The organism is Saccharopolyspora kobensis, assembly GCF_900108315.1.
Taxonomy (GTDB): Bacteria; Actinomycetota; Actinomycetes; order Mycobacteriales; family Pseudonocardiaceae; genus Saccharopolyspora; species Saccharopolyspora kobensis.
This window is the reverse complement of record NZ_FNVB01000005.1, coordinates 248,906-272,385: the sequence shown is the minus strand read 5'-3', so window position 1 is coordinate 272,385 and position 23,480 is coordinate 248,906. Positions and strand designations below refer to the sequence as shown.

The window sequence follows — 23,480 nt, the reverse complement described above, 5'->3', positions numbered from 1 at the left end:
CATCGGCAGGCGGGCCGACAAGGACGAGCTGACCAGCCGGCCCGACCACGCGCTGGTCGGCGTGATCCGGATGCCCGGCAGCGTGATCAGCCCGGTCCGCTCCATCACCCGCCGCATCATCGGCGCCAGCCTCGCGCTGGCGGCCACGGTCCTGCTGGTCTACTTCGACCGCGACGGCTACCAGGACAGCAACGCGGGCGACGGGCTCAGCCTGCTCGACGCCGTCTACTACGCGACGGTGACGCTGTCCACCACCGGCTACGGCGACATCACCCCGGTCAGCGATTCGGCCCGGCTGGTGAACGTGCTGGTCATCACCCCGCTGCGGGTGCTCTTCCTGATCGTGCTGGTCGGTACCACACTGGAAGTGCTCACCGAGCGCTCGCGACAGGCGTTCAAGATCCAACGCTGGAGGTCCAAGGTGCGCGACCACGTGGTCGTCGTCGGATACGGAACCAAGGGCCGGTCGGCGGTCACCGCACTGCTCGGCGAAGGCGCCGAGCCCGGCCGCATCGTGGTGGTCGACACCAACCACACCGCGCTGGAGGCGGCTTCCGCGCAGGGGCTGGTCACGGTCAACGGTTCCGGCACCCGCTCGGACGTGCTGAGGGTCGCGGGTGCGACGCGAGCGCGGGCCATCGTGGTGGCCCCGGCCCGCGACGACACCGCGGTGCTGGTCACCCTGACCGCGCGCGAGCTGGCGCCGAAGGCGCAGATCGTCGCGGCGGTGCGGGAGGCCGAGAACGTCCACCTGCTGCGGCAGTCCGGTGCGGATTCCGTGGTGGTCTCCAGCGAGACCTCCGGGCGCCTGCTCGGCATGGCGACCTCCACGCCGTCCGTGGTGGAGATGTTCGAGGACCTGCTCACCCCGGACGCCGGGCTGGCGATCGCCGAGCGGGAGGTCGAGGAGCAGGAGATCGGCGGCTCGCCGCGGCACCTGTCGGACATAGTGCTCGGCGTGGTCCGCGAAGGACACCTGTACCGGGTGGACGCACCCGAAGCCGACGCCATCGAATCCGGCGACCGCTTGCTCTACGTGAAGAAGGTGACCCCGGCAGAGCCGTGATCCGGTCGCACGGTCGGTGATCCCGCGACTGCTCGTGGTGAACCGCCGGCGCCCTGGCACTATCGGTGTCGTGGGTAGGCAACGAGGTTCGGCGTCGGTCGCGCCGATCCTGCTCGTGCTCGGCCTGCTCGGCATCGTCCTGGCCGGCGCGGCCGTGTGGCCGCTGGTGGCGGCGGCCGACCGGGGACGCGCGCAGCTGCGCCCGGCGACGGCGACCGTCGTCGAGTCGAGCCCGTGCGGCGGTGCGGCGGCGGGCGACCTGGTCGAGGTCGAGATCGGCGGCGAACTCCGCCGCGCGCGGTTCGACGGGTGCGGGCACAGCCGCGGCCAGCAGCTGCCGGTGCTGGTTCCGGCGGAGGTGACCGGGGAACTCGTGGTCCGCCCGGCCACCGCGAACGACTCGCAGCTCGACGAGCTCGCCGAGCGCGCCAACTGGATCCTGCTCACCCTGGCCGGTGTCGCCGGCGGCGGCTACGCCCTGATGCTCGGCAGGCGCTGACCCGAACTGTTGGTGGTCGCGTTGCTCAGGTGGTCACCTAGCGGAACCTGAGTGCTTCCCTGGACTGCGGGTGCCCCTCCTGACGTATGCCCAATACACGGCGGAGGGGCCGTCCTCGCCAGGAAACCACTCAGAACCCGCCGGTGTCATTCTGTGTAGGCCCAAGCGGCCGGCGCCGCTTGCAAAAGCGTGGATGGCTCCGTCGAACGAGCGCTCAGCTGACGTCGGAGGCGTCGGCCAGCCAGGTGTTGCACTGGGTGATCTCGTTCTTGTAGAAGCCCTGGTCGACCCACGCGTTGTTGTTCTTGGTGGTGCCGTGATCGCGGACGTTGGAGTGCTCGTCGCCGCGACCGCGCGAGTCGTACAGGGCCGGGAAGATGTAGTCGTTGCTGACCCCGCCGTTCTGCAGCGCGGCCAGCGTCATCCCGCCGAAGCAGGTCGCCTGCAGCTCCGAGCGCCGGGTCAGCTCCAGCCCGCTCGGGGTGTCCCGGCCGCCCGCGTCGTAGGCGGCGTCGCCGAAGGCCGTGCTGATCCCGGACATGCCCTGCACCGCGTGGCCGAACTCGTGCGCGAACTGGCCCAGGTACGCGCCCGGTTCGACGAGCTGCTCCTTCTCGGCGTAGTACCGCGCGGTCATGTAGATCGTGTGGCTGCCGGGGCAGTACATCGCGGTCTGGTTCCACTTCCGCGTGCCGCAAGGGGTTTCGAAGTCGCTGCCGCTGGTGACCACCTTCGGGGTGCGGACCGGCAGGTCGGCCTCCTCCAGCAGCGGCCGCCACGCCTCCACCAGGCACGGCAGCGCGGCCTGGTAGAAGCGGTCCTGCGACTCGACGTCGGTGCGGAAGGTGGGCAGGTCGCACGGGGTGTTCACCGCGCCGTTGTTCTGGATGTTGATCGGGTGATCACCGAGCCGTGCCACCGGTCGGACCTGCGTCGATTCGTCGTACCCGCTGGTCTCCGAGGTGGTGCTCGAAGTCGTCGAGGAGCTGGTGGTGCGCGAGGTCGTGGTGCGGGTGCCGGACGAGCTCGTCCCGCTGGTGGGGCTGCTGTCGTAGTCCGAGGCGCGATCGGAGGTGATCGCGGAGGCCATCGCGCCGACCAGGGTGATGCCGCACAGCGTCACGCCGACCAGCACCAGCGCGATGATCACGCCGCCGTTCCCCTTGCGCTTCGGCGGCCGCATGGGCGGCATCGGCGGTGGTGGGCCGTGCGGAGCCGCGCCGCGCGGTGGCATCGGAGGGGGCGGCCCCATCGGCCGCGGGCCGGAAACCGGCCGGACTCCGGGCGGGGGTAACGGCGGGCGCTGCGGGCCGGGACCCGGTGGCGGTTGCGCCCCGCGCGGGCGCGGATGAGCACCGCGAGGTTGCTGCGGCGGCCACGGCTGCTGTGGCGGCTGCGGGCCGTGCGGCGGCCGAGGCGGCTGGGTCATGCGGTCTTCCTCGCGGTGTGTCGAATGTGGACGATCGAGCGGAGTTCAGCGGTCCGCCACCGGGCCGTGCGCTCCCCGGACTTCCTCGAATCGATCTCGCCCGTTGCGGACCAGAGAATAGCTTCGGGCCGCTATCGTTCGGGCCGTGTTGACCAAACGGGGACTGCTGTTCGCGCTGACCGCGCTGCTGCTGGGCGCGCCGAACGCGGCCGTTGCGCAGGAACGACCGGTCGACGCGCTGCCCGGCGAGGTGGCCAGTGAGGTGCACCTCAAGCTGGAGCGCGACGGACTGGTGTCGGTCACCGAGCAGATCGTCGTTCCTCCTGGTCAGCCGGTGTCGCGCACCATGCCGCTGCGGCAGTCCAGCGGCCCGGGCGAGGACCGGGTCTTCACCGTCACCGACGCCTCGCTGGACGGCGGCGAGGTGCACGTCGGCGCCGACGAGGTGCGCATGACCCTGCAACCCGGCGTTTCGACGCTGAAGTACGTGGTGCACGGCGCCGTGGCGGACGCGGGCGATCTGCAGGCCGTGCGCTGGCAGGTGTCCGGCGGGTGGAACGCGCCGGTGAGCCGCGTCGAGGTCTCGCTGCTGTCGCCGAAGGTCCCGCAGGCGATCATGTGCCTGGCCGGCCCGCTGGGCAGCGAGCACCGCTGCGACCAGTTCGAGATCTCCCACACGCAGGAGATGCGGGCGATGACCTACGGGCTGGCACCCGGCGACCGGATGGACATCACGTTCCAGCTGCCCGCGGGCACGGTCCCGGCCACGGCGGTGACCGAGGAGTACTTCAGCCTGGCGAAGGCGTTCTCGCTGACACCCGGGACCGGTGTCGGGCTGGCGGCCATCGGGCTGGTCCTGATCGGCGGACTCGGCCTGGTCTGGTACGCCCGCGGCCGGGACGTCCGCGCGTTCGGCGAGGACGTCGGCCGCGTCGAGGTGCTGATGACCGACTCGCGCGGCGGCGTCACCTTCGCCTCCCCGGACGGTGTCCTGCCCGGCCAGATCGGTGCGGTGGTCGACGAGCGGGTCGACCCGGTGGACGTGACGGCGACCGTGATCGACCTGGCGGTCCGCAACTACCTGTGGATCGAGGAGCTGCCCGGCCAGGACTGGCGGATCGTCCGGATCAACCCGGCGGACGACGCGCTGCGCCCCTTCGAGCGCGCGGTGCACGACCTGCTGGTCGGCGAAGCGGCGGAGGTCCGCCTGTCCCAGCTGCGCGGCCTGGACCTGTCCGGGGTCCGCGACGCGCTGTACGCGGACGTCGTGGAGAAGGAGTGGTTCGCCCGCCGCCCGGACGCGGACCGGAACCTGTTCTGGTGGAGCGGAATCGGCGTCGCGATCGGTGGCGCGGCGCTCACCGCCGCCCTGGCGCTGACGACTTCCGTCGCCCTGCTCGGCCTGGGCGTGGTGCTCGGCGGCATCGCGATGGTGGCCAGCGCCCGCCTGATGCCCGCCCGCACCCGCCGCGGCAGCGCGCTGGTCATGCAGGTCAGAGGCCTGCGCGGCTACCTCCACGAGGTCTCGGCGAACTCGCTGCCCGCAGCGGACCGCGAAACGGTGTTCTCCCGCTCCCTGCCGTACGCCCTGGTCCTGGGCGAAACCGACCGCTGGCTGGCGGAATTCGCCGAACTCGACCCAGCAGCGGACGGAACCCCGGGCCTGTACTGGTACGCGGCCCCCCAAGCCCCGAACCTGCAGAACTTCCGCCGAGTGTTCCCCCAACTAACCGAAAAGCTCAACACAACCCTGAAAAGCTGACCACGGCAGTTGGTGCGCAGAACGTTGGTTGATCCGAGGTGAGGTTTCAGTGCAGAGACTGGTCCGGTCTGTCGTTGTCTTGACCGCTGGCGTTGCCCTCGTCGGGCTGTCCGCGTGCAGCGGCACAGCTGGTGATTCGACCCGAGAAGCGAGCTCCGAGAAGCCGACGGAGCGGGTCAGCGGTGCTGGGTTGGAGCAGTTCGACCCCTGTACGTTCTTCAAGCCCGATGAGCTCAGCTCGTGGGGGTTGCAGGCCCAGGCCGAGGAGTTCACGCCGGTGAGCTTCGAGCCGGGATGCCGCTGGAAGGGCGGGCAGATGGGGCTGGTCCTCCAGAAGAACGTCGAGGAAACCGTGGCTTCGTACGAGAAGAACGGCAACTGGGAGCGGTACGACAAGCAGTCCGTGGGCGGACGTTCGGGTGTTGTGGCGAACGTTCCGGGCGGTGGTGCCACTGGCGGCTGCAACGTGCTCGTCGACGCTGGTGGAGGCGTCGTGATCTATGGGGTATCCGGGCGACTCGCCGACTCGGTGGATGCCTGCGCTGAAGCGGAGAAGATCGCTGCCGCGACCGCTTCGCGGCTGCCTCGCTGAGGCTGGGGCGGCGAGAGCGTTACACCTCCTCAGCAGGTGTGATGGCTTTGTGATCTGAGGCTGAACGAGTGATGTCGGACGGGATCGAGGCTGGTGGGAACCGTTCCGGTGCGGCCTGCGTCAAGCTAGAGTGTCCACGGTTCGTGGGGGAGATCGCAGAGTCCAGAGGGGTCTGGGATGACAAACGCAGGCAGTGCAGGCTTTGCTGGGGCAGCCGAGGGGATCAAGGCCGTCGCCGCGCAGACGCAGTGGGTGAATCAGCAGGTGGGGTCGGGGATGCTCGCCCTAGACCCGGATGCCGCGGAGAAGGCAGCCAAGCACTGCGAGGACGAAATCCGCGAGTTGCAGCAGCTCGTCCGCAGAAGCGATCAGATCACGCGACTTACGGGGCTCGGTGAATATCCGGACGGGCGCGACCTGACGCAACGTTTCGTCGACAAGGCCACGACCTCGGAATCCGGGGCAGTGGACCTGATTCGTCAGATGCAGGACGAGTTGCAGAAGATGGCGGATGCCTACCGTGCCGCGGCCAAGGACTACCGTGCCATCGACGAACAGCACGCCCAAGACATTCAGCGAGGTATGTAGTGAGCTTGTACTCCCGCTCCTTGATCGTGGCGACAGCAGGTCTGGCACTGGTTGGGCTGTCCGCCTGTTCCGGTGGATCGACCGGAGGCGGCGAGCAGCCGCAGACTTCCGCGGCCCAGAGCTCGGGTCTGGCTGATTTCGACGTCTGCAACTTCTTCACGGCAGGCGATCTGTCCGCTTTCGGGGTACAAGGCCCGGGCGAGCCGGACAGCACGATTGACACTGAGCCGGGATGCAACTTCCGAGGCGATGTCAAGGACGTCACGCTCTACAAGGCTCCCGACACCGCGTTCGACGCTTACACGAAGCAGGGCAATTTCGGCTCGCTGACGCCGTACGAGATCGACGGCAGGAAAGCGGCGAACGGTGTGACCAAGGGGTCGGAGGGGCAAGGCATTTGTTCAGCGTTCCTCGACGCTGGAGGCGGCACGGTCATCGTGACGGTGACGGGCTTGATGAGGGATTCGGTCGCTGATCCGTGCGGCGAGGCGGAGAAGGTCGCGCGGCAGATCGAGCCGAGACTTCCTGAGTGATAGGAGCTAGGGGGAGTCATGGGATTTGGGGATTGGGTCGGAGACCGGATCAGCGACGTCGGGAACACCATCCACGACGCCGGAGCGGGTGTCTTCGGGTACGACACCGTGGCCCAGAAGGAGGCCAAGGAGCGCGCCCAGCAGGCTTCGCAGGACGGTCAGAACGAGCGGAATGAGCTGGCGCAGCGCAACCAGGCGCTGCAGGACGGTGTCGTCGGTTACGACCCGCCTGGAATTTCCCAGTGCGTGAACTGGTCCGGGTTCAGCCATGCCGACATCTACCGGACGAACCAGGACACGATCAACGAGGGCGAGGTCGACAAGACCGCAGAAGCCTGGGTGAAGCTGGGCAAGGCGCTTCGCGAACGCGGTCCGCAGTTCGATGCCAAGCTGAAGGAGATCATCAGCGGCGGTTGGCAGGGAGAGGCCGCTGAGCAGGCCAAGACGCTCGGTGAACCGGTCAAGAACTGGATGGAAGGCAGTGGCAACGCCTTCGAGATGACCGGTAACAACCTGAAGACCGTGGGTTCGGCGGCGGGTCAGGTCAAGACGTCGGTGCCGGAGCCGGAGGGCCACAGCTGGGGGCGGACGGCCGCCTCGACGATCGCGCTCGGCCCGCTCGGCGGTGGTGGTGACGCGCTCGCGCAGATGAAGGAGCGCGAAGAGGCCGAGAAGGCCGCGCAGGAGACCATGGGGCGCGTCTACAGCCCGACCTTCACCAATGTCGATGCCCAGATGCCGGCGTTCCAGACTCCCGAAGGCAAGGTCGTCACCCCTCCGCCGCCACCGCCGCAGCCCCCCACTGACTGGGGTCGTGGTGGTCCTGGTGACGGCGGTGGGATCGGTGGCGGTCCCGGTGGCGGCGGCCCTGGCGGTGGTCTGCCCGGTGGTGGTGGTCCCGGCGGCGGCTATCCGGGCGGTGGTCTGCCCGGTGGTGGTGGTCCCGGCGGTGGTTACCCGGGTGGTGGCGGTCCCGGCGGTGGCTACCCAGGTGGCGGCTACCCGGGTGGCGTTGGCCCCGGTGGCTACACCCCGCCGTCAGGAACAGGCAGCGCATGGGCCGATCCGCCCAAGCTTCCCGGAATCGGCGGCCCTGGCGGCGGTCTGCCCGGTGGTGGCGGCCCTGGTGGCGGCCTCCCCGGTGGTGGCGGTCCTGGAGCGGGTGGCGTTGGCATGGTCGGCGGTATGGCCGGTGGCCTCGGTGCTGGTGCGGCCGGGGCCGGGATGGCCGCTGGCGGCCGAGCCGGAGCCAGCGGACTCGGTGCTGGAGGCGCTGCCGGAGCGGGCGCGGGATCTGGCGCCGGTGCTGCTGGAGCCCGGGGCGCCGGTGGTGGCCGCGGCATGATGGGCGGCGGTATGGGTGCTGCTGGTCAACGCGGTCAGGGCGGCGAGGACGACGAGCACGAGCGTCCGTCCTGGCTCGAGGAGCAGGAGGACATCTGGATGAACGACATGCCGAAGACCGCACCCCCGGTTCTGGGTGAGTAACAGCACGTCAGGATGTGGTCCGGTGATGGCTCTCTCGAGCCGTCACCGGACCACTACTAATTGAGAGAGGAACAAAACGGTGAGCGTGTTGGGTCGCTGGCAGTTGCTGCCGGTTCATCTCGACGTCGTCCTCAAGTACCTGGAGATCGACGCGCTGACGCTCCCGCTGAACAGCCGCTCCTTCGGGCGCACCACCGAGCAGCTCGGCCGGATCGCCCAGGCGGAGATCGAGCGCATGACCGCTGCGGGGATCCTCGTGAACGACGAGATCCAGCCGAATCTGGCCGAGGCCCTCAAGCTGCTCGCCCGTCCGTTCCTGTGGGTGGACTCGATCTGGTTCCCGCAGATCGGGGAGGACCACTGCTGGCGAACGGTCGCGGCGGTGACGGAGGGGAACCGGGTTGTGCTCGGGGTGCAGACCCCGAGCGAAGATCCCGCCCACGGCGGGATGCTGACCGTCGAGGTGCACGAAGGCGTTCCGCTGCCGCAGGTGCTGTTGCCGACGCTTCCGCCCGCGCCGCCGGGCAACCGCGGACCGGCTCGAGTGCCCGCCAGCTCGTTCCGCCCGGACCAGCAGGACGAGGACCAGCAGGACAGCTACATGCAGACCGCGACGCAGCAGCGGGGCAGCAGCGGTGATCGCGAGTACGATCTGTACCAGGCGATCGGCCGGGCCCAGCACGTCCGGCTGGGGCAGCTCGCGGCAAACCTCCGCGACCAGTACGGCCGGACGAAGCGCTCGTCGATCGTCAAGTGGTTCGACAACGTCGAGCCCGATGGCCGTTACCTGGACCACAACGTGCGCGGCAACACCGGTGAGCAGATCTACATGCTCACCCCGGCCGATGCCCGCACGATCGGGGCGGAGATCGACCGGATGATCGCGCAGGTGCGCTGAAGCGCTCTGCGCACGGGTGATTCCGAAGCGTGGCGAAGGGGGCACGCGCCGCGATATGCGCCGCACGTAGGCTGCATGGCATGGTCGAACCCCAGCTGCATCGCGTTACGTTGCCCAACGGGCTGCGCGTGGTGCTGGCACCGGACTCGGCAGCGGGCCAAGCGTCAGGGCAGGCTCCTGTGGTCGGTGTCAGCGTGCACTACGACGTGGGCTTCCGTTCCGAACCGGAGGGGCGCACCGGCTTCGCGCACCTCTTCGAGCACCTGATGTTCCAGGGCAGTGAGAGCCTGGAGAAGCTCGCGCACTTCCGCCACGTGCAGGGGTCCGGCGGCACCTTCAACGGTTCGACGCACCAGGACTACACCGACTACTACCAGGTGCTGCCGTCGGCCGCTCTGGAGCGGGCGCTGTTCCTCGAGGCGGACCGGATGCGGGCGCCGAAGATCACCGAGGAGAACCTGCGCAACCAGGTGGACGTGGTCAAGGAGGAGATCCGGCTCAACGTCCTCAACCGGCCCTACGGCGGGTTCCCGTGGATCCTGCTGCCCCCGGTGCTGTACTCGACCTTCGCCAACGCGCACAACGGCTACGGCGACTTCACCGACCTGGAGCAGGCGACGGTCGACGACTGCGCCGCGTTCTTCGACACCTACTACGCGCCCGGCAACGCGGTGCTCACCGTGGCCGGTGACATCGACGTCGAGCGCACCACCGAGCTGGTGCACAAGCACTTCGGCGACGTCCCGGCCCGCGAGGTCGCGCCGCGGCCGTCGTTCGGCGAGCCGTTCCCGGCCGGTGAGGTGCGCGGCAAGCAGGTCGACGCGCACGCGCCGCTGCCCGCGGTGGCCCTCGGCTACCGGCTGCCCGACCCGGTCGGTGAGCTGGACGCCTACCTGGCCGACGTGGTGCTGGCCGCGATCCTGAGCGACGGCGACGCCTCACGCCTGCAGCAGCGCCTGCTGCACCAGGACTCGCTGGTCGTCGACGTGCACGCCGGTTGCGGTCTGATGGGCGCGCCGCTGGACGCCCGCGACCCCGACACCTTCACCATCACCGCGATCCACACCCCGGAGGTCGGACTGGACCGCGTCGTCGGCGCGATCGACGAGGAGCTGGAGAAGCTGGCCGCCGACGGCCCGAGCGCCGACGAGCTGTCCCGGGTCACCGCCCGCTGGGCCGCCAGCCTTTACCGCGAGCACGACCGGGTGATCTCCCGGACGCTCGACCTGGGCAGCGCCGAGCTGCTGCACGGCCGGGCCGAGCTGATCTCGGAGCTGCCGAAGCGGATCGGCGAGGTCAGCGCCGAGGACGTCGCCGCGGCGGCGAAGGCGCTGCGGTCCGATGCCCGCGCGGTCCTGGAGATCGAACCCGCTGGTGACGAGAACGGAGGTGCGGCATGACCCGCGCAACGCACCGCAGCGCCGAGGAGATCGGCCGCACCGAGCTGGGCCCGCGGCCGCTGCCGCCGCTCGGCGAACCCCGCACCGGCCGGCTCCCCGCCATCGCGGACACCGTGCTGAGCAACGGGCTGCGCGTGATCGCCGCCCGCCACGGCGTGGTGCCGATGGTCGAGCTGCGCCTGCGGATCCCGTTCGCCGGTGACGACCCCGAGCACCCGGCGCGCGCCGAGGTGCTGGCCGAGACGCTGCTGACCGGCACCGAACGCCGCAGCCGCGTGCAGATGGACACCGACCTGGCCGCCGTCGGCGGCGACCTGAACGCGGCGGTCGACCCGGAGCGGCTCAGCGTCTACGGCAACGCGCTGGCCACCGGCCTGGACACGCTGCTCGACGTGCTCGCCGACGCGCTGACCGGCGCCTCCTACCTGGACGAGGAGATCACCGGGGAACGTGGCCGACTGGTCGAGCGGATCGCCGTCGCGCGTTCGCAGCCGCGGGTGATCGCCCGGGAGGAGCTGCAGCGCCGCCGCTACGGCGATCACCCGTTCGTCCGGGAGGTGCCGGAAGCCGAGGACGTCGCCGCCGTCACCGCGGAAGAGGTCCGCGCCCTGCACCCCGAGTCGGTGCTGCCGCGCGGTTCGGTGCTGGTGCTCGTCGGTGACATCGACCCGGAGCAGACGGTGGCGACGGTCGAGCGGATCCTGGGCGGCTGGCAGTCCGAGCGCAGCGCCCGCGCGCTGCCGCCCTTGCCCGTCGTGCGGGGCGGCGATGTGAAGCTGGTGCACCGGCCGGGAGCGGTCCAGTCGCAGCTGCGGTTGTCCGCGCAGGCGCTGCCGCGCACCGACCCGCAGTACCCGGCGCTGCAGATCGCGAACCTGACCTTCGGCGGGTACTTCTCCTCGCGGTTGGTGGAGAACATCCGCGAGGACAAGGGCTACACCTACGGCGCGCACTCCTCGTTCGAGTTCACCCCGGGCAACGGCACGCTGCTGGTGGACGCTGACACGGCCAGCGAGGTGACCGCGGCCGCGCTGCTGGAGACCCGCTACGAGCTGGCCAGGCTGGCGCTGGTGCCGCCGACCGAGTCCGAGGTGGAGTCCGCCCGCCAGTACGCGATCGGCGGCCTGCTCACCTCCACCGCCTCGCAGTCCGGGATGGCTTCCACGCTCGTCGCGCTGGCGGTGGCCGGGCTGACGCAGGAATGGCTGGTGGAGCACCCGGAGCGGCTGCGCGAGGTGACCGTCGAGCAGGTGGCCGAGGCGGCCGAGCGGTTGGCCCCGACCTCCTTCACCGGCGTGGTCGTCGGCGACGCGGACCTGCTGGCGGACCAGCTGCGGCTGCTCGGTGGTGTGGTGCTGCCGTGATCGGTTTACTCGGTGAGGCGGGCGAATGACCTCCAACGTGTTCGCTGGAACGGGTTTCCAGCTGGATTCCGCACCGCTGCTGTCGCGGTCCACTGTGGACCGGCGGGAGCAGCTGCGGGACGCCTCCGACGGCGGGGCGGAGCTGTGGGCGACCGGGAAGGTGCTGCTGGTCGACGCCAAGGGCCGCACCCGCATCGACACCGGCTCGGGACTGGTGGTCCACCCGGCCTGCGACTTCGGTGAGCGCCCCGCTCCCGGAGCGGTGCTGCTCGGCGTCGAGGGCGAGACCAGCTACTGGGCGCTGCGCAGCGACCACGACGGTGCGCAGGAGGGCTGGCTCGACCTGCGCAACGGCGGTGGGCTGCTCAACGACACCGACGCGGGACTGTTCACCACCGCGGTCGGCCTGCTCAGCTGGCACGACAACGCCCGCTACTGCGCGGTGTGCGGGGCGGCGACGACCCGCGTGCGCGCCGGGTGGGCGCGGCGTTGCACGGGGTGCGACCGCGAGGAGTACCCGCGGACCGACCCCGCGGTGATCTGCCTCGTGCACGACGGCGGCGACCAGGTGCTGCTGGCCCGCCAGCCGAACTGGCCGCCGGAGCGGTACTCGGTGCTGGCCGGGTTCGTGGAGGTCGGCGAGTCGCTGGAGGCCTGCGTCGCGCGCGAGATCGCGGAGGAAGTGGGGGTGGACGTCTCCGACGTCCGCTACCTGGGCAGCCAGCCGTGGCCGTTCCCGCGCTCGCTGATGCTGGGCTTCGCGGCGATCGCGGACCCCTCGGCGCCGCTGGTCCCGGCCGACGGCGAGATCGAGGACGCCCGCTGGGTGCACCGGGACACGGTGCTGGCCGCGCTGCAGTCCGAAGGTGCCGCGGTGGACGGCCTCCGCCTGCCGCCGGGCGTCTCCATCGCCTACCGCATGATCCGCGGCTGGGCGACCTGGCAGAGCTGATCCGACGGGGCCGGTCGAACCCGTGCCGACCGGCCCCGTCCTCGGGCCCGGGTTTCCGATTCAGCTCGAACGTGCGTTCCCGCTGCCGCGGTCGAGTGATCGACACGCGGGGCCGTGTTCGGGGTGTGGGCTCGATCGGGGGAGCGGGTCTGCGAGGATGCCGGGCATGGCCGAACAACCGCGACTCCTGGAAGGTCTCGATCCGGAGCAGCGGCAGGCGGTCATCGCACCACGAGGACCCGTGTGCGTCCTCGCCGGTGCGGGCACCGGCAAGACCCGCACCATCACCCACCGCATCGCCTACCTCGTGCAGCGCGGCCTCGTCGCTCCGCAGCAGGTCCTCGCGGTCACCTTCACCGCTCGCGCGGCGGGGGAGATGCGCACCCGGCTGCGCGGGCTGAACGCGGCCGGCGTGCAGGCCCAGACGTTCCACGCCGCGGCGTTCCGGCAGCTGCGCTACTTCTGGCCGCGGGTGCACGAGACGCAGATGTGGCAGCTGACGGACAACAAGTTCCGGCTGGTCATGCAGGCCGCGAACAAGGTCGGGCTGTCCACCGAGAAGGAGGACGTCCGCGATGTGGCCGGCGAGATCGAGTGGGCCAAGTCCTCGCTGATCAGCCCGGAGCAGTACCCGGCAGCGGCCGCCGCCGCCGGTCGCGACGTCCCGGTGCTGCCCGAGCAGCTGAGCAAGGCGTTCGCGGCCTACGAGCAGATCAAGAACCGCGCGCAGGCCCTCGACTTCGACGACCTGCTGCTGCACATCGCGGCGATCCTGGAGGACAGCCCCGAGATCGCCGAGGAGTTCCGCAGCCGCTACCGGTCGTTCGTGGTGGACGAGTACCAGGACGTCAACCCGCTGCAGCAGCGCGTGCTCGACGCCTGGGTGGGAAACCGCGACGACCTCACCGTGGTGGGCGATGCGAACCAGACGATCTACTCCTTCGCGGGCGCCTCGCCGAAGTGGCTGATCGCCTTCCCGCGGCGCTTCCCGGATGCCACCGTTGTCCGGCTGGAGCGCGACTACCGCAGCACCCCGCAGGTGGTGGCGCTGGCGAACCAGGTCATCAGCGCGGCCCGGGAGCGCCCGGCCGGAACCCGGTTGAAGCTGGTCGGCCAGCGCCCGGACGGCCCGCGCCCGGAATTCGCCGAGTACGACGACGAGACCGCCGAGGCGGAAGCGGTCGCGCGCAAGATCGCCCAGCTGGCCAAGCGGGGTGTGGCGCTCTCGGAGATCGCGGTGCTGTTCCGGGTCAACGCCCAGTCGGAGGTGTACGAGAAGGCGCTGGCCGACGCCGAGATCCCGTACCAGGTGCGGGGCGGGGAGCGCTTCTTCGCGCGCGCCGAGGTGCGGCAGGCGATGGTCACGCTGCGCACCGCCGTCGCCCGCGACGACGGCGCGCAGGACCTGCCGGGCACCGTCCGCGATGTGCTGCGCGAGGTCGGTCTGACCGATGACCCGCCGGCCGGTGGCTCGGCCCGCGAGCGCTGGGAGTCGCTGATCGCGCTGGTGGAGCTCGCCGAGGAACTCGCGGCCACCGTGCCCGATGCCGACCTGGCCCGCTACGTCGCGGAGCTGGACGCGCGCGCCGAGTCCCAGCACCCGCCGACGGTCGAGGGCGTGACCCTGGCCTCGCTGCACGCGGCGAAGGGCTTGGAGTGGGACGCGGTGTTCCTGGTCGGGCTGGTCGAGGGAACGCTGCCGATCCAGCACGCCGACACCGACGCGGCCATCGAGGAAGAACGCCGCCTGCTCTACGTCGGGGTCACCCGGGCCCGCGAGCACCTGAGCCTGTCGTGGGCGCTGGCCCGCGCCGGCGGCCGGCGCTTCCGCAGGCGCAGCCGCTTCCTGTACAACCTGGTCCCGGACGAGCACCCGGCCGCGCTGCCCGGGCGGGGCAAGCAGCGCGAGCAGCTCTCCCGGCTGGCGAAACCGCCCAAGCCGCGTTGCCGCATCTGCAACGCCCCGCTGGCGGGCACGATGGACATCAAGCTGGGCCGCTGCGCGGACTGCCCCTCCGATGTGGACGAGGACCTGCTGTCCCAGTTGAAGGCGTGGCGCAGCGAGCGGGCCCGGCAGCTGAAGGTGCCCGCCTACGTGGTGTTCACCGACGCGACGCTGACCGCGATCGCCGAGCAGCGGCCGCTGGACGAGAGCGCGCTGGTCGGCATCTCCGGGATCGGCGCGTCCAAGGTGCAGAAGTTCGGCTCGGACGTGCTCGCGCTGATCCAGGGCGAGCGCCCCGGAGCGCGGTAAAACCGCAGGTAGCGAAGGTTTTCAAGGTTCCGGGCGGAATCTTTGAAAAATAAGTTGCGACCGGCACGGCGGTGCCAATAACCTGCAAGAGCGCGAGTCGTGGTCGGCAGGATCACGATCTGAAGCCCGGAGAGGGAGGTGGCCCTGGTGTCGACGAATCTGATCAACCGCACCCCGAGCTGCCTCATGGCCGGGGCCATCGCGCTGTTCCGTATCACTTTTGCGTCCTCGCCGGCTGTCGTGCACGCCGGTTATGGCCGAAAGTTCCAGCCGCGTTGGTTCCGTGCGCTCCCAGTGAGCGCGGAGACCCCGCGTCGGTCCGTTCGTCGGCGAAACCCTGATCCACTGATCTAGGGGCGCCTCTCAGGCTTGTCACAGGCCGCGGACCAGCGAATGGGTCCGCGGCCTTTTTGGCGTCGCCGAAATCCCCACATCCACAACCTGTTACCGATCGACTACAGGAGGACGTCGCATGTTGACGGCGAGTGTGCCGATAACCAATTCGGGCACCGACTTGCAGCCAGCTGCTGACACCGTCGCCGGGCTGCTCGACAGCTCAACCAGCCTGGACGACAAGCTGCCCTGCCGCCAGGACCCGGACCTGTGGTTCGCCGAGAACCCACGGGAGCTGGACCAGGCCAAGACCCTGTGCGCCGAGTGCCCGATCCGGGCCGAGTGTCTGGCCGGTGCGCTGTCCCGCGCCGAGCCGTGGGGTGTCTGGGGCGGCGAGATCTTCGAGCGCGGTGAGGTGGTCGCCCGCAAGCGGCCGCGTGGGCGCCCGCGCAAGCACCCGCTGCCCGCGGACAAGCCGGTGGCGACCCCGAGCCGCCGTCAGGAGCAGGCGGCGTAGCGCCGAGACCGATCACCGAACCGTGCTTCGGCACATCTGACGAACGAGGTAGGAGAAATGACGTACGAAGAGATGACCTTGCTGCGGATCAACGAACTGCGCGAGGAAGCGCATCGACAACGGTTGGCTCAAGACATGTCCGCCGGTCGCTGGTGGCGGTGGTTGGCCGCCTACGCGACGCGGCGGGCCGCGGCCGCTTCACGATGTTGCTGAGCGAACACCGCCGAACCGCGTTGCGCCGAGCGGTTTTCCAGGATGGCGCTGCGTGGTGTTGCGAGTAGCGGGGTCTCAGACGTCGCTTGGCTGCGGAAGCCCGGAACACGGGCTGTCCGCGTCAGGCGGCGTCTGAGAACCCGTCCGTGGTGGCGGTGATGCGCCGCGACGCTCCGGGCGCGGCGCATCGTGCGGTTGCCGGGTGAAAGAGGTTTTGCTGCAACAGGTTTCGGGTCGGGGCCGGGGAGGGGCGGCACCGACCGGGAACCGCGCACCTTGACAACTGCAGAGCGAAGAGCGCGATCCGCCGTAAGCTGGTCGTTCGTGGCTATGCACTCGCACGACAACATCGACTGGGACGCGCACCTGCACCGGTTGCGGGAGGCCGACGAGCTGACCGCGCCGGAGACCGCCGAGCTGGTCGCCGCGCTGCTGCGACCGAACGACCGCACGGTGCTGGAGATCGGCTCCGGAGCCGGTGGTACGGCGGCGGCCTTCGCCGCCGCGCTGGCCGGTTCCGGTGGGGACGTGATCGTGGTGGACACCGCGCCGGAGCTGCTCGCGGCGGCCGCCGGCCGGGCCGGAGCGGTGGCCGACGGGGTGGCCGTGCACCCGGTGCGAGCCGACGCAGCCTCGGACGAACTGGTCGAGGCGGTGGCGCGTTCCGGTGCACCGGCGCAGGCGGACCTGGTCTTCGCCGCGTTCGTCGTGCACCACCTGCCGGACCAGCTGGCCGGGCTGCGCCGGCTCGCGGAGCTGGTGCGCCCGGGCGGTCGGCTGGCGATCGTCGAGTTCGGGCTGCAGACGAAGGTGCTGCCCGATGACGTCGGACCGGGCGGGCCGGGCCTGGAAGGGCGGTTGATCGCCGCGCGCGAGCAGTGGTTCCGGCAGATGCGCGGCGAGATGACCGGTTCGGCCCGGTTGCCGGTGGGCTGGGGCCGAGCGCTGGCCGAAGCGGGGCTGACCGACGTGCGCTCGTGGAGCTACCTCGTCGATCGCCCGGCACCGCTGGACGAGATCGGCCGCAGCGCGGTGCTGCGGCGCCTGCACCTCCTGCGCAGGCACGCGGAGGAGTTCCTCGATCCGGCCGATCTCGAAGCGCTCGACCAGCTGCTGGACGAGGCCGGTGAGCACTACGCCGGGAACCGCGACGACGTCTTCTACCTCACCGCCAACACGGTCCACGTGGGAGCGAAGGAATCCCGGGGGAGTTCCGCGTAGCGGTGCGGGAACCGCGGTTCCCGCGCGATCAGTCGGTGAAGCCGGGCTGCCACTTGGTGATGACGTCGAGGGCGTCGACCTCCGCGTCGAGCTGGCACAGGATCCCGGTCGCGCCCAGCGTCACGCGGTGGATCAGCAGGTAGTCCGGGGGCAGGTTCAGCGACCGGCCGGTGCGGAAGTCGGGGCTGCGCAGGTCGCCGACCCGCTCGGCCTGCCGCTGCAACCAGCGCCGGGTGAAGTGGAACGTCGGGGTGCGGACCGGGTCGACGAACGGCGCCAGGTAGGCCAGCACGTCCTCCCCCCGCAGTTCCCGGTCGGGCTGCACGAACCGCTCGGCGCGCAGCAGGTCGAGCAGCTCGGCCGGCTTGTCCTCCAGGGCCAGCCGGATCATCCGGCCGAGGGTGGTGGGCAGGCCGTCGGGCAGCCGGGACACCGCGCCGAAGTCGATCACGGCGAGGCGTCCGTCCGCCAGCAGCATGAAGTTGCCGGGATGCGGGTCGGCGTGCAGCAGGCCGACCCGCGAGGGTGCGGAGTAGTGGAACTCCGCGAGCAGCTGGCCCGCGGTGTTGCGCTGCTCGCGGTCGCCGTCGCTGATGATCCGCGAGTACGGGGTGCCGGTGACCCATTCCGTCACGACGACCTTGGGGGCGCTGGCCACCACCGCGGGCACCCGGACGGCCTCGTCGTCCCGGAACACCTTGGCGAAGGCGCGCTGGTTGTCGGCCTCGGTGCGGTAGTCCAGCTCCTCGACCATCCGCTCCTGCAGCTCGGCCAGCAGGGGCTTGACCTCGGCGCCGGGAGCCAGCGACTGGAACAGCCGGGAGAACCGGGTCAGCTGGCGCAGGTCGGAGCGCAGCGCCTCGTCCGCGCCGGGGTACTGCACCTTGACCGCGACCTCGCGGCCGTCGTGCCAGATCGCCCGGTGCACCTGGCCGATGCTGGCCGAGGCGGCGGGAGTGTCGTCGAACTCGCTGAACCGCTTGCGCCACGCGCGGCCGAGCTGCTCGTCCAGCACCCGGTGCACGCTGCTCGCGGCCATCGGCGGGGCGGCGGCCTGCAGCTTGGTGAGCGCTTCGCGGTACGGCCCGGCCATCTCGTCCGGGACGGCGGCCTCGAAGACGCTCAGCGCCTGGCCGAACTTCATCGCGCCGCCCTTGAGCTGGCCGAGCACGGAGAACAGCTGCTCCGCGGTCTTGGCCGACACCTCGGCGTTGATCTGCGCGGCGTCCTGACCGACGAGCCGCTTGCCCCAACCGGCTGCCAGCCGACCGGCGACGCCGAGCGGGAGGCTGGCGAGCTTGGCGGTGCGGTGCGCTGCCCGGCGCGGGATGTCGGCCACGAATTCTCCTTGGTACGCGCAGGAAAACCCTCTCGGTGTCCGAAGCGTCCGAAGACGCATTCGAAATCGAGGAACCCAGTCACATGCTAGAGGTTTCCGGGCGTGCCTTGGGCTGCGTTAGCCATCTTGGCGCTGACATTGCGTCGGCAGGTGGATTCGAGCGCTCCGCCGAACCGGGGAAAGCGGTGCGAATCGGCTTTCCGGGAGCAGTCGGTGAAAGAAGTCGGAAAGCGGTCGAGCGCGGTGCGGACATCCGTGTGGTTCGCGCATTTCGCCTGGTGCGGACCACTTCGGGGACACGTGTGCTCCCCTGGCGCACCGGCGCGCGACCGCTGCGGTGTCCGGCGGGCGGACAGGCGGGTGGGCCCTGTGGCGGCGGCCCACCCGGGCCCGGTCACGCCTTACCGAGGATGCGGGTCATCTTGGTGCCGCAGACCGGGCATGTGCCCTTGGCCATCCGGCGCCCGTTGGTCTCCGAGACCTCGCCGGAGAAGTCCCGCTTCTCCCGGCACTTGACGCAGTAGCCGTTGTACGTCTCGGCCACGGCTCCCCTCCTTCGTGTCATGACCCAGCCAACCGGCTGGATCGTCTGCGGCCCTGCTCCGGGCGGCTGGGGGAACGGTACATGTGGGCCATTCGACATGCATGCATTAAGAGCATCGCATGTTCGGCTAAATTGAGTAATCCCTCAGTAGGTCACAGTCCGTAGGCGCTGTGGTGCGGCTCACCGGGGGAACCGATTGTCGGCTCTTCTCGCTAGGGTCCAGATTCGTGGCTGAACCCCAGGTCGAGGTGCGCCGCAGCAAGCGTCGCCGGCAAACGGTGAGCGCCTATCGCGACGGTGACAAGATCGTGGTGCTGCTTCCGGCGCGGATGACTCGCGCGGAGGAAAAGCGCTGGGTGGCGGACATGCTCAGCCGCCTGCAGCGGAGTGAGACGCGCCGCCGCTCGCCGGCGCGCGAGTCCGACGAGGCGCTGATCGAGCGCTGCCGCGAGCTGTCCGCGCGGTACCTCGACGGCCGGGCCGAACCGAGCGGTGTCCGATGGGTGCCGCCGATGCGCACCCGATGGGCCTCCTGCACGCCGAGCGAGGCCACCATTCGGGTGAGTCGACGCCTCCGAGATGTACCCGGATGGGTGCTCGATTACGTGCTCGTGCACGAGCTGGCGCACCTGCTGGTGCCCGGCCACGGCCCCGACTTCTGGAAGTGGGTGCGCCGCTACCCGAAGACCGAGCGGGCCATCGGCTTCCTGGAAGGGCTTTCCGCCGCCGCGCAGCTCGGCATCGGCATGGACGGCGACACCGAGCCGCAAGACGCCGACTGACGAGAGCCATCGCCGCGCTCAGCGGCTGAAGGACGGCCAGCCGCCGCGGCGAATCGCGGATGCGGGCAGCCCTGACGTCGTGCACTGCGACGTGCGCGAGCCAGGGCTCCAAGCGAGCGTTCCAGCCCTGTCCGGTGGCTGGGGCCTTGAGACGACCGACGTGTCGGCACGCGCAGGCGGCCGCGAGGGCCGCCCAAGCGCATTGCCCGCCTTCGACGTTCAGCGGTACCGACAGGCGAAACGAACCGGGAACGCCGGTCAGGACTGGTCGTCCCGCTTCGGTTCCTCCCCGCCGTCGTCCTCCTCGCCGGACTTCGCGGCCTCGTCGGCCTCGGCGCGGCGGATCGCGGCGATCGGATCGTCCAGCTCGGCCGGGGCGGCTCCCCAGCGGTCGGCGAAGTCCAGCGGCTCGTCCAGGTCCGAGCTGTCCGGCAGCAGGTCGGGGTGGTCCCAGACCCGGTCCCGGCTCTCGGCGCCGTGCCGCTCGGTCATCAACCGCCACAGGTTCGCCGCGTCGCGCATCCGGCGCGGCCGCAGCTCCAGACCGATCAGCGTGGCGAAGGTCTGCTCGGCGGGACCACCGGTGGCGCGACGCCGCCGGACCATCTCGCCCAGGGCGCCGGCACCGGGCAGCCGTTCGCCGACCGCTTCCGCGACGACGACGTCGACCCAGCCCTCGACCAGCGCGAGCAGCGTCTCCAGCCGCTTCAGCGCGGCCTCCTGCTCCGGGGTGGTCTTCGGCTCGAGCATCCCGGAGCCCATCAGCTCCTGCATCGAGCTCGGGTTGGACGGATCGATCTTCCCGGCGAGGTCCTCCAGCGCCGAGGTGTCGATGCTGATGCCGCGCGCGTACTCCTCGACGGTGGCCAGCAGGCGCTGCGCCAGCCACGGCACGTGGCTGAACAGCCGGTGGTGCGCGGCCTCGCGGGCGGCCAGGAACACGGTCGCCTCGCTGATCGGCCGGTCCAGGCCCTCCACGAAGCGCTGGATGTTGGCGGGCAGCAGCGCGGCGGTGCCCGTCGGGCCGAGCGGCAGGCCGACGTCGGTGGAGGTCAGCACCTCGCCGCCGAGCTGCGCCAGGCCGTTGCCGAGCTGCGAACCGAAGGTCATGCCGCCCATCTGGCCGAGCATGGACAGCAGCGGGCCGGCGGCCTGCTTGGCCTCCTCCGGCATCGCCTCCAGCCAGGCGCTGGACATCCGCTGCGCCACCGGGTCGCACAGCCGCTGCCAGGTGGGCAGCGTCTTCTCCACCCAGTCGACGGAGGACCAGGTCTGCACCGAGCGAACCCCGGCGGGCAGCGAGGTGGCGGCGTCGAGCCAGAGCTCGGCCAGCCGCACCGCGTCCTCGATCGCCTTGACCTGCTCCTGGCTGGGGCGTTCGGTGCGCTGGTTGTTGTGCAGCTGCTGCACGGCGAGCTGCTTGGCCAGGTCGTAGTTGACCGGCCCGGTGCCGCCGCTGCCGGAGTGGCTGAGCGCCTGCCCGAGCTGGGTCAGCATCTGGCCGAGCTGGCCGATGTCGAAGTTGGGCATGCCGCCCGGACCGGGCATGCCGGCGAAACCGAAGGGATTGTCCCCGTAGTTTCCGGCGCCACCCTCAGAGCGGCCTTTCGACGAGTCGCCCTTGTCAGGGTCGTCGGGGTCCTGCGAACCGAACCCGAACGGCAAGTTGGTCATAGTTCCACGGTACGCGGCTTGCGCCACCGGGCAGAAGGCGTCCGGGGCTGGAAGGGATGCGAACACCGCACACATCGCCAACAGCGAACACGTACGCTGTCGCCTCGTGAACCGCCGTACCTGGACGCTGCTGACGAGCGTCGTGCTGGTTGTCGCCTTCGGCTTGCTCGGTGCGTTCGTCCGGGTGCCGTACGTGGCACTCGGCCCCGGGCCGACCTACGACACCCTCGGCGTCGACGGCGATCGGCCCGTCATCAGCATCGAGGGCCAGCAGACGTTCCCCACCGGTGGCCACCTGAACATGACCACGGTGTCGGTGACCGACCAGCTGTCCATGTTCGGCGCGCTCGGCCTGTGGGCCAGCGGGCGCTACGCGCTGGCACCGCGCGACCTCTACTTCCCGCCGGACAAGAGCGAGCAGCAGATCGAGCAGGAGAACACCGAGGCGTTCAACGACTCGCAGACCACCGCGGAGACCGCGGCCCTGCGCTACCTCGGCTACCCGATGAAGGTGGTCGCCGGGCAGATCATCAAGGGCAGCCCGGCGGACGGCATCCTGGCGCCGGGCGACCGGCTGCTGGCGGCCAACGGCCGGCCGGTCACCGATCCGCAGTCGCTGCGGGCGGCGCTGACCGGCACCAAGCCCGGTGATCGGGTGGAGATCCGGTTCCAGCACGCCGACCAGCCGGAACGGGTCGCCAGCGTGCAGCTCGCGCAGGGCCCCGACGGCCAGCAGCAGGGCTTCCTCGGGGTGGCGGCGGCCGAGCGGCCGGACGTCGGCTTCGAGATCGAGATCAGCCTGGCCGATGTCGGCGGTCCGTCGGCGGGGCTGATGTTCACCCTGGCGATCATCGACAAGCTCACGCCGGGCGAGCTCAACGGCGGTCAGTTCGTGGCAGGCACCGGGGAGATCACCCCGGCCGGTGAGGTCAACCCGATCGGCGGCATCCCGTTCAAGATGGTCAAGGCCAGGGAAGCCGGTGCCACCACCTTCCTGGTGCCCGCCGACAACTGCGCGGAGGCCAAGGCGCAGGCCCCGGAAGGCCTGCAGCTGGCCAAGGTCGGCACTCTCCAGGAGGCCACCAAGGCGCTCGACGACCTCCGCGCGGGCAAGACCCCGGCCAGCTGCTGAACGGGCGCTGAGGACTTCCCGGTCGCACCCTGCTCAGTGGTGGACCAGCGGAATCTCGGACGCCGCCTGGACAGCCGTCTCCCTCCCGGCGCACCAGACGACGGCTGAGAACGCTGAGCGAGTTGCGGGATGGGCGGTGCGCCTGCGGCTTGTCCGCCAAGTCCTGCTGGCGGCCACCGACCCTGGAAAGAAAGTTCACTCGAACGTGGTCGCTGGCCACCTGTTCGCTCCGGCCGCGAGCGGGCAGGTCACTCCGCGAAGGTGGCGTGCAGCGCGGTGATCAGGTTCGGGGCGAGGGAGCGGTCCTCGATGCGCTCACCCGGCTCGTCGCCTTCGGCGCGCAGGCGCATCACGCAGGCCTCGCCGCCATCGCGCAGCACCGCCGCGACCAGTCGCGCCTCCTGGCGCTCCGGGTGCTCGGCAGCGGTCCGCCGCGCCGCCTCCGCGTCGTCCGGCAGTTCGGCCTCCGCCTCCGGCGGCAGCACCACGATCTCCTGCACCAGCGCGCACCCGGCCACCTGCTCGGGCCATTCGATGCGGGCGAGCGCCTCGGCGAGGTCGTCGGCGGGCAGCGATTCCTGGGCGATCGGGGTGAGCGCGGAGTCCGGGTCGAGCTGATCGGCCAGCCCGGGTTCGGCGTTCAGCAGGATTCGGGTGGGCACCAGGGCGAAGACCTGGGTGGGCTGGTCCCACCCGGCGGCGGCGACGAACTCCTCGATCTCGCGGGCGGCCGAGGGCAGCGCTGCGGTCAGGTCCGGCTCGGGGGTCTGCGGCATGCCGACCATGGTCGCACCGCCGAGGTGGTCCGGATGGCGCACCCCGGTGCGGCGAGATGTCGGATTAATCCACTTCGCGAAGCCCCTTCCAGGAACTTCACACCGGGGTCGTAGAGTTGAACAT

22 protein-coding genes are annotated in these 23,480 nt (G+C 70.6%); 17 read left to right on the top strand and 5 right to left on the bottom strand.

Going from position 1 to position 23,480, the window contains the following annotated elements; all coding sequences use genetic code 11:
• Nucleotides 1-70: 70 nt before the first annotated feature.
• Together C4T78_RS18135 and C4T78_RS18130 are read left to right on the top strand one after the other, a co-directional pair.
• Nucleotides 71-1,066, top strand: coding sequence for a potassium channel family protein (locus C4T78_RS18135; RefSeq protein ID WP_235863374.1), 996 nt, complete (start codon nucleotides 71-73; stop codon nucleotides 1,064-1,066).
• 70 nt (nucleotides 1,067-1,136) lie between these two features.
• The gene (locus tag C4T78_RS18130) at nucleotides 1,137-1,565 is read left to right on the top strand and encodes a hypothetical protein (protein ID WP_093350049.1); all 429 of its coding nucleotides are present in this window, start codon (nucleotides 1,137-1,139) and stop codon (nucleotides 1,563-1,565) included.
• A 214-nt stretch (nucleotides 1,566-1,779) separates the two neighbouring features.
• Here the strand turns inward: C4T78_RS18130 and C4T78_RS18125 are convergent, their stop codons facing one another.
• The gene (locus C4T78_RS18125; protein WP_093349145.1) at nucleotides 1,780-2,748 is read right to left on the bottom strand and encodes a neutral zinc metallopeptidase; all 969 of its coding nucleotides are present in this window, start codon (nucleotides 2,746-2,748) and stop codon (nucleotides 1,780-1,782) included.
• A 391-nt stretch (nucleotides 2,749-3,139) separates the two neighbouring features.
• Between C4T78_RS18125 and C4T78_RS18120 the strand changes: the two genes are divergently transcribed.
• The 13 genes from C4T78_RS18120 (at nucleotide 3,140) to C4T78_RS18060 (ending at nucleotide 17,109) form a co-directional block, all read left to right on the top strand.
• Entirely contained in the window at nucleotides 3,140-4,756 is a 1,617-nt protein-coding gene (locus C4T78_RS18120) for a DUF2207 domain-containing protein (RefSeq protein WP_093349143.1), read from the top strand.
• A gap of 49 nt (nucleotides 4,757-4,805) precedes the next feature.
• Nucleotides 4,806-5,348: a DUF3558 domain-containing protein gene (locus C4T78_RS18115; protein WP_235863258.1), complete on the top strand. Its 543-nt coding sequence runs from the start codon at nucleotides 4,806-4,808 to the stop codon at nucleotides 5,346-5,348.
• A 177-nt stretch (nucleotides 5,349-5,525) separates the two neighbouring features.
• Nucleotides 5,526-5,936, top strand: coding sequence for a hypothetical protein (locus tag C4T78_RS18110; protein WP_093349140.1), 411 nt, complete (start codon nucleotides 5,526-5,528; stop codon nucleotides 5,934-5,936).
• A complete protein-coding gene (locus C4T78_RS18105) occupies nucleotides 5,936-6,469 on the top strand; it encodes a DUF3558 family protein (RefSeq protein WP_235863255.1) in 534 nt (177 codons plus the stop codon). Before C4T78_RS18110 ends, C4T78_RS18105 begins: the two co-directional genes overlap by 1 nt.
• Nucleotides 6,470-6,487: 18 nt before the next feature.
• A complete protein-coding gene (locus tag C4T78_RS36460; RefSeq protein ID WP_177247477.1) occupies nucleotides 6,488-7,957 on the top strand; it encodes a PPE domain-containing protein in 1,470 nt (489 codons plus the stop codon).
• Nucleotides 7,958-8,036: 79 nt separating this feature from the next.
• Nucleotides 8,037-8,855, top strand: coding sequence for an ESX secretion-associated protein EspG (locus tag C4T78_RS18090; protein ID WP_093349135.1), 819 nt, complete (start codon nucleotides 8,037-8,039; stop codon nucleotides 8,853-8,855).
• Between the two features lie 80 nt (nucleotides 8,856-8,935).
• A complete protein-coding gene (locus tag C4T78_RS18085) occupies nucleotides 8,936-10,255 on the top strand; it encodes a M16 family metallopeptidase (RefSeq protein ID WP_093349132.1) in 1,320 nt (439 codons plus the stop codon).
• Nucleotides 10,252-11,619, top strand: coding sequence for a M16 family metallopeptidase (locus tag C4T78_RS18080; protein WP_093349130.1), 1,368 nt, complete (start codon nucleotides 10,252-10,254; stop codon nucleotides 11,617-11,619). The genes C4T78_RS18085 and C4T78_RS18080 overlap by 4 nt, the downstream gene beginning before the upstream one ends.
• 25 nt (nucleotides 11,620-11,644) lie before the next feature.
• On the top strand, nucleotides 11,645-12,571 hold the full coding sequence (nudC, locus tag C4T78_RS18075) for an NAD(+) diphosphatase (RefSeq protein WP_093349127.1): 927 nt from the start codon (nucleotides 11,645-11,647) through the stop codon (nucleotides 12,569-12,571).
• Nucleotides 12,572-12,737: 166 nt separating this feature from the next.
• Nucleotides 12,738-14,825 (top strand): ATP-dependent DNA helicase UvrD2, encoded by a 2,088-nt coding sequence (locus C4T78_RS18070; RefSeq protein WP_093349124.1) that lies wholly within the window; start codon nucleotides 12,738-12,740, stop codon nucleotides 14,823-14,825.
• Nucleotides 14,826-15,297: 472 nt separating this feature from the next.
• Entirely contained in the window at nucleotides 15,298-15,675 is a 378-nt protein-coding gene (locus C4T78_RS18065; RefSeq protein ID WP_093349122.1) for a WhiB family transcriptional regulator, read from the top strand.
• 57 nt (nucleotides 15,676-15,732) lie between these two features.
• A complete protein-coding gene (locus C4T78_RS36455) occupies nucleotides 15,733-15,888 on the top strand; it encodes a hypothetical protein (RefSeq protein WP_177247476.1) in 156 nt (51 codons plus the stop codon).
• 330 nt (nucleotides 15,889-16,218) lie between these two features.
• Nucleotides 16,219-17,109 (top strand): class I SAM-dependent methyltransferase, encoded by an 891-nt coding sequence (locus C4T78_RS18060; protein WP_235863368.1) that lies wholly within the window; start codon nucleotides 16,219-16,221, stop codon nucleotides 17,107-17,109.
• Nucleotides 17,110-17,137: 28 nt separating this feature from the next.
• Here the strand turns inward: C4T78_RS18060 and C4T78_RS18055 are convergent, their stop codons facing one another.
• Together C4T78_RS18055 and C4T78_RS36450 are read right to left on the bottom strand one after the other, a co-directional pair.
• Complete coding sequence (locus tag C4T78_RS18055) at nucleotides 17,138-18,448, bottom strand: ABC1 kinase family protein (protein WP_093349117.1); 1,311 nt, start codon at nucleotides 18,446-18,448, stop codon at nucleotides 17,138-17,140.
• Between the two features lie 394 nt (nucleotides 18,449-18,842).
• The gene (locus tag C4T78_RS36450) at nucleotides 18,843-18,992 is read right to left on the bottom strand and encodes a DUF5679 domain-containing protein (RefSeq protein WP_010693945.1); all 150 of its coding nucleotides are present in this window, start codon (nucleotides 18,990-18,992) and stop codon (nucleotides 18,843-18,845) included.
• 227 nt (nucleotides 18,993-19,219) lie between these two features.
• Here C4T78_RS36450 and C4T78_RS18050 point away from each other — a divergent pair, with 227 nt between their 5' ends.
• Nucleotides 19,220-19,774: a M48 metallopeptidase family protein gene (locus tag C4T78_RS18050; RefSeq protein ID WP_093349114.1), complete on the top strand. Its 555-nt coding sequence runs from the start codon at nucleotides 19,220-19,222 to the stop codon at nucleotides 19,772-19,774.
• A gap of 258 nt (nucleotides 19,775-20,032) precedes the next feature.
• On the opposite strand, the gene C4T78_RS18045 is transcribed toward C4T78_RS18050, so the two are convergent.
• A complete protein-coding gene (locus tag C4T78_RS18045) occupies nucleotides 20,033-21,448 on the bottom strand; it encodes a zinc-dependent metalloprotease (RefSeq protein WP_093349112.1) in 1,416 nt (471 codons plus the stop codon).
• Between the two features lie 106 nt (nucleotides 21,449-21,554).
• Between C4T78_RS18045 and C4T78_RS18040 the strand changes: the two genes are divergently transcribed.
• On the top strand, nucleotides 21,555-22,580 hold the full coding sequence (locus C4T78_RS18040; protein WP_093349109.1) for a YlbL family protein: 1,026 nt from the start codon (nucleotides 21,555-21,557) through the stop codon (nucleotides 22,578-22,580).
• A 248-nt stretch (nucleotides 22,581-22,828) separates the two neighbouring features.
• Here the strand turns inward: C4T78_RS18040 and C4T78_RS18035 are convergent, their stop codons facing one another.
• Entirely contained in the window at nucleotides 22,829-23,356 is a 528-nt protein-coding gene (locus C4T78_RS18035; RefSeq protein WP_093350041.1) for a PPA1309 family protein, read from the bottom strand.
• Between the last annotated feature and the right edge of the window lie 124 nt (nucleotides 23,357-23,480).

Excerpts from the sequence above, each read along its gene's own strand:
- C4T78_RS18125 (WP_093349145.1), bottom strand. The coding sequence starts at position 2,748 with ATGCGGCCGCCGAAGCGCAAGGGGAACGGCGGCGTGATCATCGCGCTG.
- C4T78_RS18035 (WP_093350041.1), bottom strand. The coding sequence starts at position 23,356 with ATGCCGCAGACCCCCGAGCCGGACCTGACCGCAGCGCTGCCCTCGGCC.
- C4T78_RS18045 (WP_093349112.1), bottom strand. The coding sequence starts at position 21,448 with ATGACCAACTTGCCGTTCGGGTTCGGTTCGCAGGACCCCGACGACCCT.
- C4T78_RS18110 (WP_093349140.1), top strand. The coding sequence starts at position 5,526 with ATGACAAACGCAGGCAGTGCAGGCTTTGCTGGGGCAGCCGAGGGGATC.
- C4T78_RS18135 (WP_235863374.1), top strand. The coding sequence starts at position 71 with ATGCCCGGCAGCGTGATCAGCCCGGTCCGCTCCATCACCCGCCGCATC.
- C4T78_RS18080 (WP_093349130.1), top strand. The coding sequence starts at position 10,252 with ATGACCCGCGCAACGCACCGCAGCGCCGAGGAGATCGGCCGCACCGAG.
- C4T78_RS18060 (WP_235863368.1), top strand. The coding sequence starts at position 16,219 with ATGCACTCGCACGACAACATCGACTGGGACGCGCACCTGCACCGGTTG.
- C4T78_RS18065 (WP_093349122.1), top strand. The coding sequence starts at position 15,298 with ATGTTGACGGCGAGTGTGCCGATAACCAATTCGGGCACCGACTTGCAG.
- C4T78_RS36455 (WP_177247476.1), top strand. The coding sequence starts at position 15,733 with ATGACGTACGAAGAGATGACCTTGCTGCGGATCAACGAACTGCGCGAG.
- C4T78_RS18070 (WP_093349124.1), top strand. The coding sequence starts at position 12,738 with ATGGCCGAACAACCGCGACTCCTGGAAGGTCTCGATCCGGAGCAGCGG.
- C4T78_RS36460 (WP_177247477.1), top strand. The coding sequence starts at position 6,488 with ATGGGATTTGGGGATTGGGTCGGAGACCGGATCAGCGACGTCGGGAAC.
- nudC (WP_093349127.1), top strand. The coding sequence starts at position 11,645 with ATGACCTCCAACGTGTTCGCTGGAACGGGTTTCCAGCTGGATTCCGCA.
- C4T78_RS18085 (WP_093349132.1), top strand. The coding sequence starts at position 8,936 with ATGGTCGAACCCCAGCTGCATCGCGTTACGTTGCCCAACGGGCTGCGC.